Origin of the sequence: Verrucosispora sp. ts21 (genome assembly GCF_002879555.1) — a bacterium.
In the GTDB taxonomy this organism is placed as follows: Bacteria; Actinomycetota; Actinomycetes; order Mycobacteriales; family Micromonosporaceae; genus Micromonospora; species Micromonospora gifhornensis.
The window spans coordinates 1-15968 of record NZ_PNOZ01000044.1 but is presented as its reverse complement, the minus strand read 5'-3'; the positions used below and the strand labels follow the sequence as shown (position 1 = coordinate 15968).

General features: G+C 71.6%; 17 protein-coding genes. 14 read left to right on the top strand and 3 right to left on the bottom strand.

Annotation, left to right across the window (positions count from 1 at the left end; all coding sequences use genetic code 11):
* Positions 1 to 133: 133 nt before the first annotated feature.
* The 3 genes from hrcA (at position 134) to C1A38_RS19430 (ending at position 3120) form a co-directional block, all read left to right on the top strand.
* A complete protein-coding gene (gene hrcA, locus C1A38_RS19440) occupies positions 134 to 1156 on the top strand; it encodes a heat-inducible transcriptional repressor HrcA (RefSeq protein ID WP_102659194.1) in 1023 nt (340 codons plus the stop codon).
* A gap of 73 nt (positions 1157 to 1229) precedes the next feature.
* Entirely contained in the window at positions 1230 to 2375 is a 1146-nt protein-coding gene (dnaJ, locus tag C1A38_RS19435; protein WP_102659193.1) for a molecular chaperone DnaJ, read from the top strand.
* A 10-nt stretch (positions 2376 to 2385) separates the two neighbouring features.
* Entirely contained in the window at positions 2386 to 3120 is a 735-nt protein-coding gene (locus tag C1A38_RS19430) for a 16S rRNA (uracil(1498)-N(3))-methyltransferase (RefSeq protein ID WP_102659192.1), read from the top strand.
* A 22-nt stretch (positions 3121 to 3142) separates the two neighbouring features.
* On the opposite strand, the gene C1A38_RS19425 is transcribed toward C1A38_RS19430, so the two are convergent.
* Positions 3143 to 3904 (bottom strand): SDR family NAD(P)-dependent oxidoreductase, encoded by a 762-nt coding sequence (locus C1A38_RS19425; RefSeq protein ID WP_102659191.1) that lies wholly within the window; start codon positions 3902 to 3904, stop codon positions 3143 to 3145.
* A 94-nt stretch (positions 3905 to 3998) separates the two neighbouring features.
* On the opposite strand from C1A38_RS19425, the gene C1A38_RS19420 reads away from it, so the two are divergent.
* From C1A38_RS19420 to C1A38_RS19385, 8 genes are all read left to right on the top strand, one after another.
* Entirely contained in the window at positions 3999 to 4358 is a 360-nt protein-coding gene (locus C1A38_RS19420; protein WP_102659190.1) for a histidine triad nucleotide-binding protein, read from the top strand.
* Positions 4355 to 5743 (top strand): serine hydrolase domain-containing protein, encoded by a 1389-nt coding sequence (locus tag C1A38_RS19415; protein WP_102659189.1) that lies wholly within the window; start codon positions 4355 to 4357, stop codon positions 5741 to 5743. Before C1A38_RS19420 ends, C1A38_RS19415 begins: the two co-directional genes overlap by 4 nt.
* A gap of 186 nt (positions 5744 to 5929) precedes the next feature.
* Positions 5930 to 6988, top strand: a complete 1059-nt coding sequence (locus C1A38_RS19410) for a PhoH family protein (protein ID WP_102659188.1) — start codon at positions 5930 to 5932, stop codon at positions 6986 to 6988.
* Positions 6989 to 7004: 16 nt separating this feature from the next.
* A complete protein-coding gene (gene ybeY / locus C1A38_RS19405) occupies positions 7005 to 7478 on the top strand; it encodes an rRNA maturation RNase YbeY (RefSeq protein ID WP_102659187.1) in 474 nt (157 codons plus the stop codon).
* Complete coding sequence (locus C1A38_RS19400) at positions 7454 to 8860, top strand: hemolysin family protein (protein ID WP_199180261.1); 1407 nt, start codon at positions 7454 to 7456, stop codon at positions 8858 to 8860. The genes ybeY and C1A38_RS19400 overlap by 25 nt, the downstream gene beginning before the upstream one ends.
* Entirely contained in the window at positions 8853 to 9230 is a 378-nt protein-coding gene (locus C1A38_RS19395) for a cytidine deaminase-like protein (RefSeq protein WP_102659185.1), read from the top strand. Before C1A38_RS19400 ends, C1A38_RS19395 begins: the two co-directional genes overlap by 8 nt.
* A gap of 11 nt (positions 9231 to 9241) precedes the next feature.
* Positions 9242 to 10126, top strand: coding sequence for a GTPase Era (era, locus tag C1A38_RS19390; RefSeq protein ID WP_102659217.1), 885 nt, complete (start codon positions 9242 to 9244; stop codon positions 10124 to 10126).
* A gap of 159 nt (positions 10127 to 10285) precedes the next feature.
* Positions 10286 to 11455, top strand: a complete 1170-nt coding sequence (locus tag C1A38_RS19385; protein ID WP_102659184.1) for an acyltransferase family protein — start codon at positions 10286 to 10288, stop codon at positions 11453 to 11455.
* On the opposite strand, the gene C1A38_RS19380 is transcribed toward C1A38_RS19385, so the two are convergent.
* Positions 11442 to 12260, bottom strand: a complete 819-nt coding sequence (locus C1A38_RS19380) for a DUF4097 family beta strand repeat-containing protein (protein WP_233196909.1) — start codon at positions 12258 to 12260, stop codon at positions 11442 to 11444. The genes C1A38_RS19385 and C1A38_RS19380 overlap by 14 nt on opposite strands.
* 126 nt (positions 12261 to 12386) lie before the next feature.
* Here C1A38_RS19380 and recO point away from each other — a divergent pair, with 126 nt between their 5' ends.
* From recO to C1A38_RS19365, 3 genes are all read left to right on the top strand, one after another.
* Complete coding sequence (gene recO / locus C1A38_RS19375) at positions 12387 to 13199, top strand: DNA repair protein RecO (protein ID WP_013735382.1); 813 nt, start codon at positions 12387 to 12389, stop codon at positions 13197 to 13199.
* Positions 13200 to 13231: 32 nt separating this feature from the next.
* Positions 13232 to 14008 (top strand): isoprenyl transferase, encoded by a 777-nt coding sequence (locus C1A38_RS19370; protein WP_199180260.1) that lies wholly within the window; start codon positions 13232 to 13234, stop codon positions 14006 to 14008.
* 65 nt (positions 14009 to 14073) lie between these two features.
* Positions 14074 to 14259 (top strand): hypothetical protein, encoded by a 186-nt coding sequence (locus C1A38_RS19365; RefSeq protein ID WP_013735380.1) that lies wholly within the window; start codon positions 14074 to 14076, stop codon positions 14257 to 14259.
* Between the two features lie 155 nt (positions 14260 to 14414).
* Here the strand turns inward: C1A38_RS19365 and gnd are convergent, their stop codons facing one another.
* The gene (gene gnd, locus C1A38_RS19360; protein WP_102659181.1) at positions 14415 to 15860 is read right to left on the bottom strand and encodes an NADP-dependent phosphogluconate dehydrogenase; all 1446 of its coding nucleotides are present in this window, start codon (positions 15858 to 15860) and stop codon (positions 14415 to 14417) included.
* Positions 15861 to 15968 lie beyond the last annotated feature (108 nt).

Here is a 15968-nt window from a genome sequence, read left to right as displayed (position 1 = left end):
CGGACAACTCCGTTTTCTTGATCATCGCGCTGCCGGGAGCCTCGACGTAGACTGGCACTCGCTACAGTCGAGTGCCAGGGCGCCCGCCGACGGTGGGTGACGCTCGACACTGACCTGCGACAGGAGGTGGGAGATGGGTCTCGACGACCGCAAGCTCGCCGTACTGCGGGCGATTGTCGAGGACTACGTCGCCACCCAGGAGCCGGTCGGCAGCAAGGCCCTGGTCGAGCGGCACCAGCTCGGTGTCTCGCCGGCCACCGTCAGGAACGACATGGCCGTGCTGGAGGAAGAGGGCTACATCCGGCAGCCGCACACCAGCGCCGGTCGAGTGCCCACCGACCGCGGCTACCGGCTGTTCGTCGACCGGTTGAGCCGGGTCAAGCCGCTCAGCCCGGCCGAACGCCGGGCGATCGAGCGGTTCCTGGCCGGCGCGGTCGACCTCGACGACGTGGTGCACCGCACCGTCCGGCTGTTGGCGCAGCTGACCCGGCAGGTCGCCGTGGTGCAGTACCCGAGCCTGGCCCGGTCCCGCGTACGGCATCTGGAGCTGGTGCCGATCTCCACCACCCGACTGATGCTCGTCGTGATAGCCGACACCGGGCGGGTCGAGCAGCGGCTGGTCGAACTGCCCGCCCCGATCCACGCCGACGACGTGCTGGACCTGCGTCGGACGGTCAACGAGAAGCTGGTCGGCATCCAGTTGTCGGAGACCCCACCGCTGGTGCAGGCCCTCATCGACGAGTGCGTTCCGCATCTGCGTGGTGCCATGACCACCCTGTCCACCGTGTTGCTGGAGACACTTGTCGAGCGGCACGAGGAGCGGATCGCGCTGGCCGGCACCGCCAACCTCGCCCGCGGCGGTCTACTGGACTTCCAGGGTTCCCTGCGGCCGATCCTCGAAGCCCTCGAGGAGGAGGTCGTGCTGCTCAAACTCATCGGCGAGGTGGAGCCGAGCACGCTACGGGTACGCATCGGTGACGAGAACGAGATCGACAACCTGCGGGCGGCCTCCGTGGTCAGCACCGGCTACGGCCCGGGCGCGACGATCGTCGGGGGGATGGGCGTGCTGGGGCCGACCCGGATGGACTACCCCGGGACCATCGCCACGGTGAGGGCCGTGGCACGCTACGTGGGCGAGCTGCTGGCCCAGAACTGATCAGTCAGGGCCGACGGTGGGCTGCCGCCGCCGACCGGCGTAACGCGAGACGAACACGAGGACACGGAACGCAGTGGCCAGGGACTACTACGGCATTCTCGGCGTCAGCCGGGGCGCCTCCGATGACGAGATCAAGCGCGCGTACCGCAAGCTCGCGCGGCAATTCCACCCGGACGTCAATCCGGATCCGGAGGCACAGGAGAAGTTCAAGGACATCAACGCCGCGTACGAGGTCCTCTCGGACGATCGGAAACGACAGATCGTCGACCTCGGCGGCGACCCGTTGGCCCCGGGCGGTGGCGGTGCCGGTGGCCCGGGCGGGCCCGGCGGCGCCGGGCCGTTCGTCGGCTTCCAGGACATCATGGACGCCTTCTTCGGCGGGGCCACCGGCGCCGGCCGGGGACCGCGACCGCGTACCCGACCGGGTGCCGACGCGATCCTGCGGCTGGAACTGGACCTGCAGGAGACCGCCTTCGGGGTGGAAGCGCCGATCACCGTGGACACCGCGGTGCTCTGCACCACCTGCTCCGGTGCGGGCACCGCCGCCGGCACCCACCTGGCGACCTGCGAGGCGTGCGGTGGCCGGGGCGAGGTGCAGTCGGTGCAGCGCACCTTCCTCGGTCAGGTGGTCTCCGCCCGGCCGTGCACCGTCTGCCAGGGCTACGGCACCACCATCCCGCACCCCTGCCCGACCTGCGCCGGTGACGGGCGGGTGCGGACCCGCCGGTCGCTGACCGTCAAGATCCCGGCCGGGGTCGAGGACGGCATGCGGATCCGGCTGGCCCAGCAGGGCGAGGTCGGTCCGGGTGGTGGCACCGCCGGTGACCTCTACGTCGAGATCCACGAGCGGCCGCACGACGTCTTCTCCCGCAAGGGCGACGACCTGCACTGCCGGGTCACCGTGCCGATGACCGCCGCGGCGCTCGGCACCCGGCTGACCATCAAGACGCTCGACAGCGAGGAACCGGTCGACGTCAAGGCGGGCACCCAGCCCGGCAGCACGCTGCGGTTGCGCGCCCGGGGCGTGCCCCACCTGCGTGGGACCGGTCGTGGTGACCTCTACGTCCACCTCGACGTGCGTACCCCGACCAAGCTCGACGCCGACCAGGAGCGGATGCTGCGCGACTTCGCCAAGACCCGGGGCGAGGAGGTCGCCGAGCTGACCAAGCAGGGCGGCTTCTTCTCCCGGATGCGCGACGCGTTCAACGGTCACGGCTGACCGGCGTCCCGTGTCCGCTCCGCTGTTCCTGGTCGAGTCGCTGCCCGCCGCCGACACGATGGTGCTCGACGGCCCCGAAGGGCACCACGCCGCCACCGTGCAACGGCTACGGGTCGGCGAGGAACTGCTGCTCGGCGACGGCCGGGGCGGCACGGCCGCCGCCGTGGTCAGCGCCGTCGGCCGGGGCACCCTCGACCTCGAGATCACCGACCGGGGGTACGTCGACGCGGCGAACCCCCGGCTGGTGGTGGTGCAGGGCATCGCCAAGGGTGACCGGGGTGAACTGGCCGTACAGGCGATGACCGAGGCGGGCGTGGACGAGATCGTCCCCTGGGCGGCCGGCCGGTCGGTCGCGCAGTGGCGCGGAGACCGGGGCGTACGGGCCCGGGACAAGTGGGTGGCCACGGCCCGCGAGGCGGCGAAGCAGGCCCGCCGGGCGTGGCTGCCCGTGGTGGCAGGCGCGCCGGACGAGTCCACCGCATCGGTGGCCCGACGCATCTCCGGCGCCGCCGCCGGCTACGTCCTGCACGAGGAGGCGACCGACCGGCTGACCACCGTCGAGCTGCCCGAGGCGGGCGAGATCGTGCTGGTGGTCGGCCCCGAGGGCGGCATCACCCCGGCCGAGCTGGCAACGTTTGAGGAGGCCGGCGCGCACCCGGTCCGCCTCGGCCCCTCGGTGCTGCGTACCTCCACCGCCGGCGTGGCCGCCCTGGCCGTCCTCGCCACCCGCCTCCTGCGCTGGTAGACCCCGCTGTCGGCCTGCTGCGTCAGGTGCGCAGGTAGGAGGCGCCGTTGAGGTCGATGATGGTGCCGGAGGCCCACTCCGCCTCGGGGCTGGCCAGCCAGTGCACGGCGGCGGCGATCTCCTCGGGCCGGGCCACCCGGTCGAACGGGCTCTGCGCCCGGATGGCGTCGCCACGCGGTGCCTTCAGGTGCTCGTTGGTCATGTCCGTCTCGACGAAGCCGGGCGCGACCGTGGCCACCGCGATGCCGTACGGCGCCAGGGCCACCGCCAACGACTGGGCCATCGCGTTGAGACCGGCCTTGCTAGCGCCGTACGCCGGATTGGTCGGCTCGCCGCGGAACGCGCCGCGCGAGGAGACGTTGACGATTCGCCCACCTCGCGTGCGCATGTGCTGGGCGGCGCACCAGGCGGCGTTGGCCGCCCCGAACAGGTTGGTGTCGCAGACCTCGCGCCAGCGTTGCCGCCACTGCTCGTAGCTGCTGCCGAAGACGGGGTGCGGCGGGTCGGCCGGCCCGAACACGCCGGCGTTGTTGACAAGTACGTCGAGCCCGTCGAGGCGGTCGGCGGCCTCGTCCACCATCGCCCGTACGGCGTCGGGGTCGGCGAGGTCGGCGCGGACCACCACGTGGCCGGTGCCCGGCAGGTCGGCCCGCAGCTGCTCGGCCAGGTCGGCCGAGTCGCGGTGGTGGATGGCCACCCGGTCGCCGGAGGCGGCGAAGGCCTGCACCACCGCCCGCCCGATGCCCCGTGAACCGCCCGTGACCAGCACTGCCCGTTCCGCCATGGGCGACATCCTGCCGTACCTGCGCGGTGGTGTTAACAAGGGGCCCTTGCTCTACCTGAGGCGTTAAGCAGGGGCCCTTCCTTACACTGCCCGGGTGAGTACTGACTGTCTGTTCTGCCGGATCGTCGCCGGGGAGATCCCGGCCACGGTGGTCCGCGAGACCCCCACCACGCTCGCCTTCCGCGACATCGACCCGAAGGCGCCGGTGCACGTGCTGGTCATCCCGAAGGAGCACTACGCCGACGTGGCCACCCTCGGCCAGGGCGACCCGGCGCTGGCCGGTGAGGTGCTCGCCACGGCCGCCGCGGTGGCCGAGGACGAGGGGCTGCTCGGCGACGGCTTCCGGCTGATGTTCAACACCGGCCCCTACGGCGGCCAGGAGGTCTTCCACGTGCACGCGCACGTGCTGGGCGGTGCGCCGCTCGGACCGATGTTGGCCCGGAGCGTGGCGTGAGTTCGGCCGCCGGCCGTACCGCCGCCGCCCAGCAGCTCGAACGGCTGGTGCGGCGGGTCCAGGCGCAGGCTCGGGTGCCGGCGGTCTCGGCCGCCGTGCACCGGGCCGACCGGGCGCTGTGGACGTGCACGGTCGGCGGCACCGGCAACGACACCGCGCTCGACGAACAGACCCGGTTCCGGATCGGGTCGGTGACCAAGACCTTCACCGCCGTACTGGTCATGCAGTGTCGCGACGACGGGCTGCTCGACCTCGACGATCGGTTGGGCCGGCACCTGGACCTGCCGGCGCACGGCGAGCTGACCGTACGCCGGTTGCTGTCGCACACCGCGGGCCTGCAACGCGAGCCGTACGGCGACGTCTGGGACACGCTGCGGGTGCCCGACGCCGACCAACTCGTCGCCGAGCTGGACCGGGCCGAGCGGGTGTTGCCGCCCGGCCGGCGTTTCCACTACTCCAACCTCGGCATGGCGCTGCTCGGCCGGCTGGTCGGCCAGGTACGCGCAAGCACCTGGGCCGAGGTGCTTACCGAGCGGGTGCTGACTCCGCTCGGACTGACCAGCACCACGGTTTCGCCAGGCCCTCGGGCGGCCACCGGTTACCTGGTCGACGCGTACTCCGACGAGGCGCATCCGGAGCCGCCGACCGACTTCGGTGCCGTCGGCCCGGCCGCCCAGCTCTGGAGCACGGCCACCGACATGGCCCGTTGGGCGGCCTTCCTGGCCGACCCGGCGGCGATGGACGCGACCGGCCGGGTGCTCGGCCCGGCCACCCTGGAAGAGATGCGCTGGCCGGTCACGGTCACCGACGAGGCGCTCTGGAACGCCGGGTTCGGCCTCGGCCTGATCCTGGTGCCGCAGGGCGACCGGGTGGTGCACGTCGGGCACGACGGCGCCATGCCCGGATTCCTGGCCGGGGCGTACGGCCGCCGGGGCGGCGAGGGCACCCCTGCCGCCTTCGGGGCTGCCGTGCTGGGCTCCTCGGGCACCTCGGCGGAGCTGCTGGAGCTGCCGCACCGGCTGCTCGCCGCCGCCGTCGAGCACGACCCCGCCGAGATCACTCCGTGGCGACCCGGCGACCCGGCCCCCGCCCAGCTGCGTGGGCTGCTCGGCCGCTGGTGGGGCGAAGGCTTCCAGTACGTGTTCAGTTGGCGGGACGGGACCCTCCAGGCCCGGGGCGCGGACGATCCGCCGGGCAAGCCGCCGGCGGTCTTCGCGCCGCAACCGGACCGGCCGGACGTGTTCCGTACGGTCGCCGGGCGGGAGGTCGGCGAGTTGCTCCGGCTGACCCGCGACGGTGCCGGGGTGGTGGTCCGGATGCACTGGGCGACATACCGGTTCACCCGGCACCAGGAGGCCTTCGACGGGTACGACTTCCGGGCCTGACCCGCCCGGACAGCCGCGCCTTTTATGGCGTTTCGTCCGCTCGTGTACGCCTGTGTCGTGCCGGCGGAATTGGGCAGCGTGTCCGCGCGGGCGACCCGATACGATGGAGGTAACGTCAGCACGCCGTGGCGCCAGGCCCGGCACCGAGATCGAGAGCAGGTGGCGCAGGGCCCTTCGGCCCGACCTATGACCGGCACCCCACCTCCCGGCCCACCCCGGGTGCAGACCAGGATCACCGTCCCCGACTCGAAGATCATGGTGAACCTGCTCGGCGCGGGTGACGAGATCCTGCGACTGGTCGAGCGCTCGGTGAACAGCGACGTGCACGTGCGGGGCAACGAGATCACCATCACCGGCGCGCCCGCCGACAATGCCCTCGCCGAGCGGATCTTCAGCGAGCTGCTCGAACTCATCGAGAAAGGCGAGACCCTGACCACAGATGCTGTCCGGCGTACCGTCGGCATGCTCGAACAGGGTGGCACGGAACGACCCGCCGAGGTGCTCACCCTCAACATCCTCTCCCGGCGCGGGCGCACCATCCGGCCCAAGACGCTCGGGCAGAAGCGCTACGTCGACGCGATCGACGCGCACACCATCGTCTTCGGCATCGGCCCGGCCGGTACCGGCAAGACCTACCTCGCCATGGCCAAGGCCGTCCAGGCGTTGCAGGCCAAGCAGATCAACCGGATCATCCTGACCCGGCCCGCCGTCGAGGCGGGGGAGCGGCTGGGCTTCCTGCCCGGCACGCTCAACGAGAAGATCGACCCGTACCTGCGCCCGCTCTACGACGCGCTGCACGACATGCTCGACCCGGAGACGATCCCGAAGCTGATGGCGGCGGGCACGATCGAGGTCGCCCCGCTGGCGTACATGCGGGGCCGCACGTTGAATGACGCGTTCATCATTCTCGACGAGGCGCAGAACACCACGCCCGAGCAGATGAAGATGTTCCTCACCCGGCTCGGCTTCGGCTCGAAGATCGTGGTGACCGGTGACGTCACCCAGGTCGACCTGCCCGGTGGGACGACAAGCGGCCTTCGGGTCGTCCGGGAGATCCTGGCCGGCGTCGAGGACGTGCACTTCGCGCAGCTGTCCAGCGCCGACGTGGTACGCCACCGACTGGTGGGTGAGATCGTCGACGCGTACGCCCGCTGGGACGCCGAGCGGGAGAATCAGCAGGCGCAGGCCGTGCACGCGGTGCCGGGGCGCAACGCCCAGGGCAACCGCGCCGGTCGGCGCCGCTAAGACCGAGGGAAGACAGTTGTCCATCGAGATCGCCAACGAGTCGGGTGTCGCCGTCGACACCGACGCCGTGCTGGCCGTCGCCCGGCACGCACTCGACGAGATGGGGGTCAACCCCCTCGCCGAGCTGTCCGTGCTGCTTGTCGACGTCGGCTACATGACCGAGCTGAACCATCGCTGGATGGGTGGCGACGGCCCGACCGACGTGCTCGCCTTCCCCATGGACGAGGGCAGCATCGACCACGGGCCGGGTGAGAACGCGGCCGTCGGCGGAGAGCCGGCCCTGCTCGGTGACATCGTGCTCTGCCCGGAGGTGGCGGCGAAGCAGGCGGCCACCGCGGGTCACAGCGCCGCCGACGAGCTGCACCTGCTCACCGTGCACGGCGTCCTGCACCTGCTCGGCTACGACCACGCGGAGCCGGAGGAGGAGCGGGAGATGTTCGGGCTCCAGGCCCGGTTGTTGTCGAGCTGGCGGTCGACCCGCACCCAGTGATGGATACCTCGCTGGCCGCGTCCGCCACCGGCCTACCCGACCTGCAACTACTCGCCTTCGCCGCCGGGCTGGTGGTGCTCGGCGGTCTCATCGCGATGACCGAGGCCGCCCTGGCCGCGGTCTCGCCGGCTCGGGCCGCCGAGCTGGCCCGGGAGGGTGCGCGGGGCGCGCCCACCCTGCAACTGGTCGCCGGTGACGTGGTCCGCCACCTCAACCTGCTGCTCCTGCTGCGGCTGCTTGCCGAGCTGACCGCCACCACGCTTGTGGCCCTGGTCGCGGTGGACACCTTCGGTGCGGGCTGGCGGGCGGCGCTGGTCACCGCCGGGGCGATGACCGTGGTCAGCTTCGTCGCGGTGGGTGTGGGTCCGCGCACCATCGGGCGACAGCACGCGTACGCGGTGGCCCGGTTCGCCGCGCCGCTGGTGCGCTGGCTCGGCCGGGCACTCAACCCCCTCGCATCGCTGCTGATCCTGATCGGCAACGCGGTCACGCCGGGTCGCGGGTTCCGGGAAGGACCCTTCGCCACCCAGGTCGAGCTGCGCGAACTTGTCGACCTCGCGGAGCAGCGGGGCGTCGTCGAACACGGCGAACGGCAGATGATCCACTCGGTCTTCGCGCTCGGTGACACCATCGCCCGCGAGGTCATGGTGCCGCGTACCGAGATGGTGTGGATCGAGTCGACCAAGACGCTGGCGCAGGCGTTGGCGCTGTTCCTGCGTTCCGGGTTCTCCCGCATCCCGGTGATCGGCGAGAGCGTCGACGACGTGCTCGGTGTGCTCTACCTCAAGGACCTCATCCGGCGTACCCAGGGTGGTGCCGCCGAGGACCGTCAGCTGCCGGTGGCCGAGCTGATGCGCCCGGCCACGTTCGTGCCGGACTCCAAGCCCGTCGACGACCTGCTGTCGGAGATGCAGGCCGCCCGCAACCATCTGGTGATCGTCGTCGACGAGTACGGCGGCACCGGCGGGCTGGTCACCATCGAGGACATCCTGGAGGAGATCGTCGGCGAGATCACCGACGAGTACGACGTCGAGCGTCCGCCGATCGAGCAACTGCCCGACGGCGCGGTGCGGGTCACCGCCCGACTGCCGGTCGAGGATCTCGGCGAACTGTTCGACACCGAGTTGCCGCACGACGAGGTGGAAACCGTCGGCGGCCTGCTCGCCCAGTGCCTCGGCCGGGTGCCGATCCCCGGAGCGGAGGTCGAGGTGGCCGGGCTGCAGCTGCTCGCCGAGGGCACCACCGGCCGACGCAACCGGATCGACACGGTGCTGGTGCGCCGGGTCGAGCCGACCGACACCCAGGACAACCCGGGCGGTGGGCCGACCGCCTCCCGGGGCGACACCGATCGATCAGAGGAGAGGCAACCCGCCGATGCCTGAGTCACCTGCCGTACCAGCCGCCGTACCCGCCGGCTCCGAGCTCAGCGCCGAGGACGGCAAGCTGGTCATCCTGGCCCGGGGAGCCCGGGGTCGGGTGGGTGCCGTGGAGGGCGCCGCGGTCCGCGACCAGGACGGTCGGACGTACGCGGCGGCCAGCGTGTCGCTGCCCTCGTTGACGATCACCGCGTTGCAGTTGGCGGTCGCCTCGGCGGCGGCGGCCGGCGCCACCCGGTTGGAGGCCGCTGCCGTGGTCACCGAGGCATCCACTCTCGACGGTGCGGGGTACGCGGCCGTCCGCGACCTGGCCGCCGATGCGCCGGTGCACGTGGCCGCGCCGGACGGCACGGTGCTCGGCACGGTGACCGAGTGAGCGCCGAGCCGATGCCGCGCGCCTACCGGGCGGGCTTCGCCTGCTTCGTCGGTCGACCCAACGCCGGCAAGTCCACGCTCACCAACGCGATCGTCGGGCAGAAGATCGCCATCACCTCGAACAAGCCGCAGACCACCCGGCACATCATCCGGGCGGTGCTGCACCGGCCGGACTCGCAGCTCGTGCTCGTGGACACCCCGGGTCTGCACCGGCCGCGCACCCTGCTCGGCGAGCGGCTCAACGACCTGGTCCGGCAGACCTGGAGCGAGGTCGACGTGATCGGCCTGTGTATCCCCGCCGACGAGCCGATCGGCCGTGGCGACCGGTTCATCACCGGCGAGCTGGCCGAGTTGAAGGCGACAGTGCTGGCGGTGGTCACCAAGACCGACCTGGTGGACAAGAAGCGGCTGGCCGAGCAGCTGCTCGCCGTCAGCGAGCTGGGCGAGTTCGCCGAGGTGGTACCGGTCAGCGCGGTCGCCGGTCACCAGGTGGACACGCTCGTCGAGGTGATGACGCGGTACCTGCCCGAGTCTCCGCAGCTCTATCCCGACGACATGCTCACCGACGACCCGGAGCAGGTGCTTGTCGCGGAGCTGGTCCGGGAGGCCGCCCTGGAGGGTGTCCGGGACGAGCTGCCGCACTCCATCGCGGTGGTGGTCGAGGAGATGATCCCCGAGGGGCAGCTGACGAAGATCTACGCCGATCTGTACGTCGAGCGGCCCAGCCAGAAGGCGATCGTCATCGGGCACCGGGGCAGCCGGCTCAAGGCGGTGGGCACCGCGGCCCGGCGGCAGATCGAGGAGCTGCTGGGCACCCGGGTCTACCTCGACCTGCATGTGCGGGTGGCCAAGGACTGGCAACGCGACCCCAAGCAGCTGCGCAAACTCGGCTTCTGACAGCGCCGGTAATCCGGACTTCTCGCGTCGCATCTGACTGATCGGTACCGGTCAGGCATATGGGAAGGTTCACTATCTGGCCGGGCCTCTGGGCGTTTCCGCCGCCCACCCCGGAGGGTAGAGAGACGTACCTATGCCCCCGGATACAGATGCAGGCTGATGCGAAATCGATACCTGGACCTGCTGCGCTTCCTGGCCATCGTGCGAGTCGTCGTCTACCACGTCACCGGTTGGGCGTCGCTGACCCTGCTGTTCCCGGCGATGTCGGTGATGTTCGCCCTGGCCGGGTCGCTGATGGCGACCTCGCTGCACAGGTCCGGCCCCACCGCGGTCGGCCGTCGGCTGCGTCGACTGCTGCCGTCGCTGTGGGTGGTGGCCGCGATCTTCGTACCGGCGATGCTGCTGACCGGGTTGCCGCTGACGCCGAAGGTGCTGCTCTGGCTCTTCCCGGTCGCCGATCCACCGGCGAACTACTGGGGCGCGTTGGCGCTGAGCCCGATCTGGTACCTGCGGGACTACCTGTGGTTCGTGCTCGCCTCACCGGTCGCGCTCTGGCTGTTCCGGCGTTATCCACTGCCCACCCTGCTCGCCCCGTACTGCCTGCTGTTGGCGATCGAGTTGGGCATCTACCCCAACGCCCCCGGCGTGCTGCGGGAGTTCGGGCTCTACTTCGGTGCGTGGCTGCTCGGCTTCGCCCACCAGGCGGGGATGCTGCGCCGCCTGGCGAACCGGGTGCTGGTGCCGACCGTGCTCGCCCTCGCGGTGACCGGCGGTGCCTGGCTGCTGGCCCACCCCGGGCCGCGCGGCTACGACCTGAACGACAACCCGCTCGGCAACGCCCTCTGGTCGGCCGCGTTCATCCTGGTGGCGCTGGGCCGGGCCCCGTCGAGTGCGGACTGGGTGGACCGTAACCCGGTCTTCGGTCGCGCGGTCACCGTGCTGAACCGCCGGGCGTTGACCGTCTACCTGTGGCACATGGCGTTCGTGGTGGCGCTCACCCCGCTGGTGGACGTGTTCGGCTGGTCGCATCAGGACCTGCTGGGCCTGGCGATCCGGGTGATCCTGGTCTTCCTGCTGGTGGGGGTGGTCACCGCACTCGTCGGCTGGGTCGAGGACGTCGCGGCGGGGCGCCCGCCCGAGTTGATCCCCGGCGGACGCCACCACGCCGTGCCGGCCGCCCGCGGGCACGCGGAACCCCGCCGCGGTGTCGCGCCCGATCGGGCCGCCGAGCCCGGCGAGATGGCCGTACCGGGTCAGCGTGACCGGTCGGCCGAGCCTCGGGAGGACGCCGTGTCGGGTCGGCGGGGCCGGGACATCACCGGGTCATGAGGGAGATGTCGCCGCTGCCCGTCCGCACGTCGAGCACCAGAGCGGCGGCCGGGTCGTTCGGTACGCTCACGTCGACCGAACCGGAACCGGCCTCGGACCGGATCTGGTAGCTGCCGGCGGGTACCCGCAGCTCGACGTTGCCGCTCGACGCGTGCGCGCGGGCCGAGGCGGGCACGTCCAGCTCGACCGTCACGTTGCCCGACGAGGCCTGTGCGTCCACCTCCCCGCGCAGCCGGGTGGCGGTGATGTCTCCGGAGCCGGTCCGCAGCACCACGGTGGACGTCAGGTCGTACACCTCGATCTCGCCGGAGCCGCTCTCCACCCGGACCGGGCCGGCGGCACCGACCACCCGGACGTCGCCGGAGCCGACAGTCACCTCGACCTGTCCCACCCAGCTCAGGTCGATGTTGCCCGAACCGGTCCTGCCCTCGACCCGGACCCCCTCGCCCGCGACCACCTCGTAGGAGACGCTGCACCGGCGTCCGCACGAGGTGTCCAGCACCAGTTCGGTGCCCTTGATCTCGTACGTGATGCCCGGCTCGTCACCCTGGTAGCGGACCACCCGCTTGATGCGGATCCGGTCCGGTTCGCCGTCGGCGCGGACCACCACGTCACCGGCACCCGGCAGCAGGCGGATGCTGCTGATCTTGGCTTCCTCGGTGGTGTCGAAGTCGAGCCGACGGAAGGAGAGGTTGTTGCAGCCGGCCAGGACGGTCAGGGCGATCGCCGCGGCGATCACCGTGCCGACCCGACGGACCGGGGTACGCCGAGCAGGTCGAGGGGGAGTGGTCGGGTGTGCAGCCATGCCGAGCACGCTAACGCCGGTGCTGGTGGGGGCACATCCGGGTCAGCGGCCCCCGATACCCGGAGCGGACCCTGAAATCCGACCCGGGGTGCCGACGGGTGTCCGGCCGGGAGGGACAATGACGCGATGGCCGGATACCGCCGACAGCTCTACCGCGACGACGCGGTGGTGTTGCGCGTACAGAAGCTCGGCGAGTCCGACCGGATCGTCACCCTGCTCACCCGGCGGCACGGCCGGCTGCGGGCGGTGGCCCGAGGCGTACGCCGGACGACCTCCAAGTTCGGTGCCCGGTTGGAGCCGTTCGGCCACGTCGACCTGCAACTCGCCGGTGACCCCAAGGGGGAGTTGGGCAGTTCCCTGCACACGGTCAGCCAGGTCGAGGGGATCGACCTGTACGGCAAGCGGTTCCTCGGCGACTATCCCCGTTACACGGCGGCCAGCGCGATCGCCGAGACCGCCGAGCGGCTCACTCCGGTGGAGCGGGAACCGTCGTTGCGGCTGTTCCAGCTCACCCTGGGCGCGCTGCGGGCCCTCGCCCAGGGAGAACACGCCATCACCCTGGTGCTCGACGCGTACCTGCTGCGGGGCATGGCCCTGGCCGGCTGGGCGCCCGCGTTGACCGCCTGCGCCGTCTGCGGCACCCCCGGCCGGCATCGGGCCTTCTCGGTGCCCGCCGGAGGCGCGGTCTGCCCGGACTGTCGTCCCCCGGGTGCCGCTCATCCCGCCCCGGCCACCATCGACCTGATGTCCGCGCTTGTCGGCGGAGACTGGCGGGTCGCCAACGCCACCGACACCGGGGTACGCCGGGAGTGCAGCGGGCTCGTCGCGGCGCACCTGCAGTGGCATCTGGAGCGCACGCTACGCTCGCTGCCGCTGGTCGATCGGGGTGGCCCGGCGACCACAGCGGTCCCAGAGCGTGAACAGGGGAGAGCCGAGTGATCCGATCCACCAGGGCCGGCCGGCGCGAGCCGGTGCCGCCGACCCCGCACCCGTCGGGTGCCCGGCCGCCGGCGCTGCCGCCGGGGGCGGTGCCCAAGCACGTCGCCGTGGTGATGGACGGCAACGGCCGCTGGGCCAAGGAGCGGGGGCTGCCCCGCACCAAGGGACACGAGGCGGGGGAGTTCTCCCTCTTCGACACCGTCGAGGGGGCCATCGAGATGGGCATCCCCTACCTGTCGGCGTACGCCTTCTCCACCGAGAACTGGCGGCGCTCGCCGGACGAGGTCCGGTTCCTGATGGGCTTCAACCGCGACGTCATCCGTCGACGCCGGGACCAGCTGATCGACCTCGGGGTACGGGTGGTCTGGTCGGGTCGGGCCGGGCGGCTGTGGAAGAGCGTGATCAGCGAGTTGCAGACCGCCGAGGAGATGTCCCGGGGCAACTCGACGCTGACCCTGCAGTTCTGCGTCAACTACGGCGGGCAGGCGGAGATCGCCGACGCCGCCGCCGCGATCGCCCGGGAGGTGGCCGCCGGCCGGCTCGACCCGGCGAAGGTGACCGAGAAGACCGTCGCCCGCTACCTCTACCACCCCGAGGTGCCCGAGGTGGACCTGTTCCTGCGGCCCTCCGGTGAGCAGCGCACCTCGAACTTCATGCTCTGGCAGAGCGCGTACGCCGAACTGGTCTTCCTGGACACGCTCTGGCCGGACTTCGACCGCCGCCACCTGTGGTACGCCTGCGAGCTGTACGCCCAGCGGGACCGTCGCTTCGGCGGCGCGCTACCCAACCCGGTGGCACCGACCACCTGAACGCATAGTGTCCGCCCGGAGTGGGTACCACCGCTGGCAGCAGCCACTGACGGAGGTGAAACCACATGATCCGCAAGCGCGTTGCCCAGTGGGCGGTGATGGCCGTGGCGGTTCCGTTGGCGGCAGCGGGTGCTCGCCGGCTCAGTCACACGCTGGAGTCGCGGCGCGGCCCGTCCGGGGCCAGCCGCATGCTCACCCGGGGAGCCGACCTGCTGCGCCCCCAGAAGGCCCGGCGTCGCCGCTTCTTCTGACCCCGTAACCTGACGCGCCCTGTCCCGGTGTCCCGGGACAGGGCGCGTCAGCGTCAGCTCAGGCGTCGACCTGACGGTGTGACCCCTCAGGCCTCGACCCCGGCGCGATCGGGTGTGACCTTGGGCCTCGACCTCGGCGCGGTCCGGTGCGACCCTCAGGCCTCGACCTCGGCGCGGTCCGGGGTGGCCCACAGGGTGTGGAAGGAACCGTCGCGGTCGACCCGACGGTAGGTGTGTGCGCCGAAGTTGTCCCGCAGACCCTGGATGAGGGCGGCGGGCAGCCGCTCGGCGCGCAGCGCGTCGAAGTAGGCCAGGGACGAGGCGAAGGCGGGGGTCGGGACGCCGGCCTGCGCCGCCTCGGCCACCACCCGCCGCCAGCTCGGCACGCCGTCGCGCACGGTGTCGGCGAACCACGGCGCCACCAGCAGGGTGGGCAGCTCCGGCTGCTCGTCGTACGCCTGCTTGATCCGGTCCAGGAAGCGGGCCCGGATGATGCAGCCGCCCCGCCAGATGCGTGCGGTGCCGCCCAGGTCGATGTTCCAGTCGTACTCGGCGCTGCCGGCACGGATCTGGTCGAAGCCTTGGGCGTACGCCACGATCTTCGAAGCCAGCAGGGCCCGGCGGACATCCTCGATGAACGCCTCGCGGTCGGTGACCTGCCACTTCTCCCCGGAGTCGGGGAAGGCCCGGACTGCGGCCTCACGCTGCCCGACGTGCCCGGACAGCGACCGGGCGAAGGTCGCCTCGGCGATGCCGGTGATCGGGATGCCCAGGTCGAGGGCGATCTGGACGGTCCACCGGCCGGTGCCCTTCTGCTCGGCCCGGTCCTGCACCACATCCACGAACGCCTCGCCGGTGGCGGCGTCGGTGTGCGCCAGCACGTCGGCGGTGATCTCGATCAGGAACGACTCCAGCTCGCCGGTGTTCCACTCCCGGAAGATCTCCGCGAGTTCCGACGGCGTCGCGCCCAGCCCGGCCCGCAGCAGGTCGTACGCCTCGGCGATGAGCTGCATGTCGGCGTACTCGATGCCGTTGTGGACCATCTTCACGAAGTGCCCGGCGCCGTCCGGCCCGACGTGCTGGCAGCACGGCTCACCGTCGACCTGCGCGGCGATCTTCTCGAAGATCGGGCCGAGCTTGCGGTACGACTCGACCGAGCCGCCCGGCATGATGCTCGGCCCCCACAGTGCGCCCTCCTCACCACCGGAGACACCGGTGCCGACGAAGTGCAGGCCGTGGGCCCGCAGCGCCTCCTCCCGCCGACGGGTGTCGGCGAAGTGCGCGTTGCCGCAGTCGATGATGATGTCGCCCTCTTCGAGCAACGGCACCAACTCGTCGATCACCGCGTCGGTGGGGCCGCCCGCCTTGACCATGATGATCACTGCGCGGGGGCGCTCCAGCGCGGCGACGAAGTCCGCAAGGGACTCCGTCGGGACGAAGGTGCCCTCGTCGCCGTGCTCGGCCACCAGCGACCGGGTCCGCTCCGGCGAGCGGTTGTGCAACGCCACGGTGAACCCGTTGCGAGCCAGGTTCCGAGCCAGGTTGCGGCCCATCACCGCCAGCCCGGTCACACCGATCTGCGCCGTAGCCCGATCCGCCATCCTCGTCGCCACCTTCCGCGTCTGTCAGTAGTGCTGCGACGGTAGCGCGCTTCGATGCCCGCCCGCGTCATCCCCCACCCCTGGTCACCATGTGGTCGCCCCCCGCCC

Coding starts and splice junctions, on each gene's coding strand:
- era (WP_102659217.1), top strand. CDS start 9,242: ATGCCGCGCGCCTACCGGGCGGGCTTCGCCTGCTTCGTCGGTCGACCC.
- C1A38_RS19395 (WP_102659185.1), top strand. CDS start 8,853: ATGCCTGAGTCACCTGCCGTACCAGCCGCCGTACCCGCCGGCTCCGAG.
- gnd (WP_102659181.1), bottom strand. CDS start 15,860: ATGGCGGATCGGGCTACGGCGCAGATCGGTGTGACCGGGCTGGCGGTG.
- C1A38_RS19365 (WP_013735380.1), top strand. CDS start 14,074: ATGATCCGCAAGCGCGTTGCCCAGTGGGCGGTGATGGCCGTGGCGGTT.
- C1A38_RS19380 (WP_233196909.1), bottom strand. CDS start 12,260: ATGGCTGCACACCCGACCACTCCCCCTCGACCTGCTCGGCGTACCCCG.
- C1A38_RS19425 (WP_102659191.1), bottom strand. CDS start 3,904: ATGGCGGAACGGGCAGTGCTGGTCACGGGCGGTTCACGGGGCATCGGG.
- C1A38_RS19385 (WP_102659184.1), top strand. CDS start 10,286: ATGCGAAATCGATACCTGGACCTGCTGCGCTTCCTGGCCATCGTGCGA.
- recO (WP_013735382.1), top strand. CDS start 12,387: ATGGCCGGATACCGCCGACAGCTCTACCGCGACGACGCGGTGGTGTTG.
- hrcA (WP_102659194.1), top strand. CDS start 134: ATGGGTCTCGACGACCGCAAGCTCGCCGTACTGCGGGCGATTGTCGAG.
- C1A38_RS19410 (WP_102659188.1), top strand. CDS start 5,930: ATGACCGGCACCCCACCTCCCGGCCCACCCCGGGTGCAGACCAGGATC.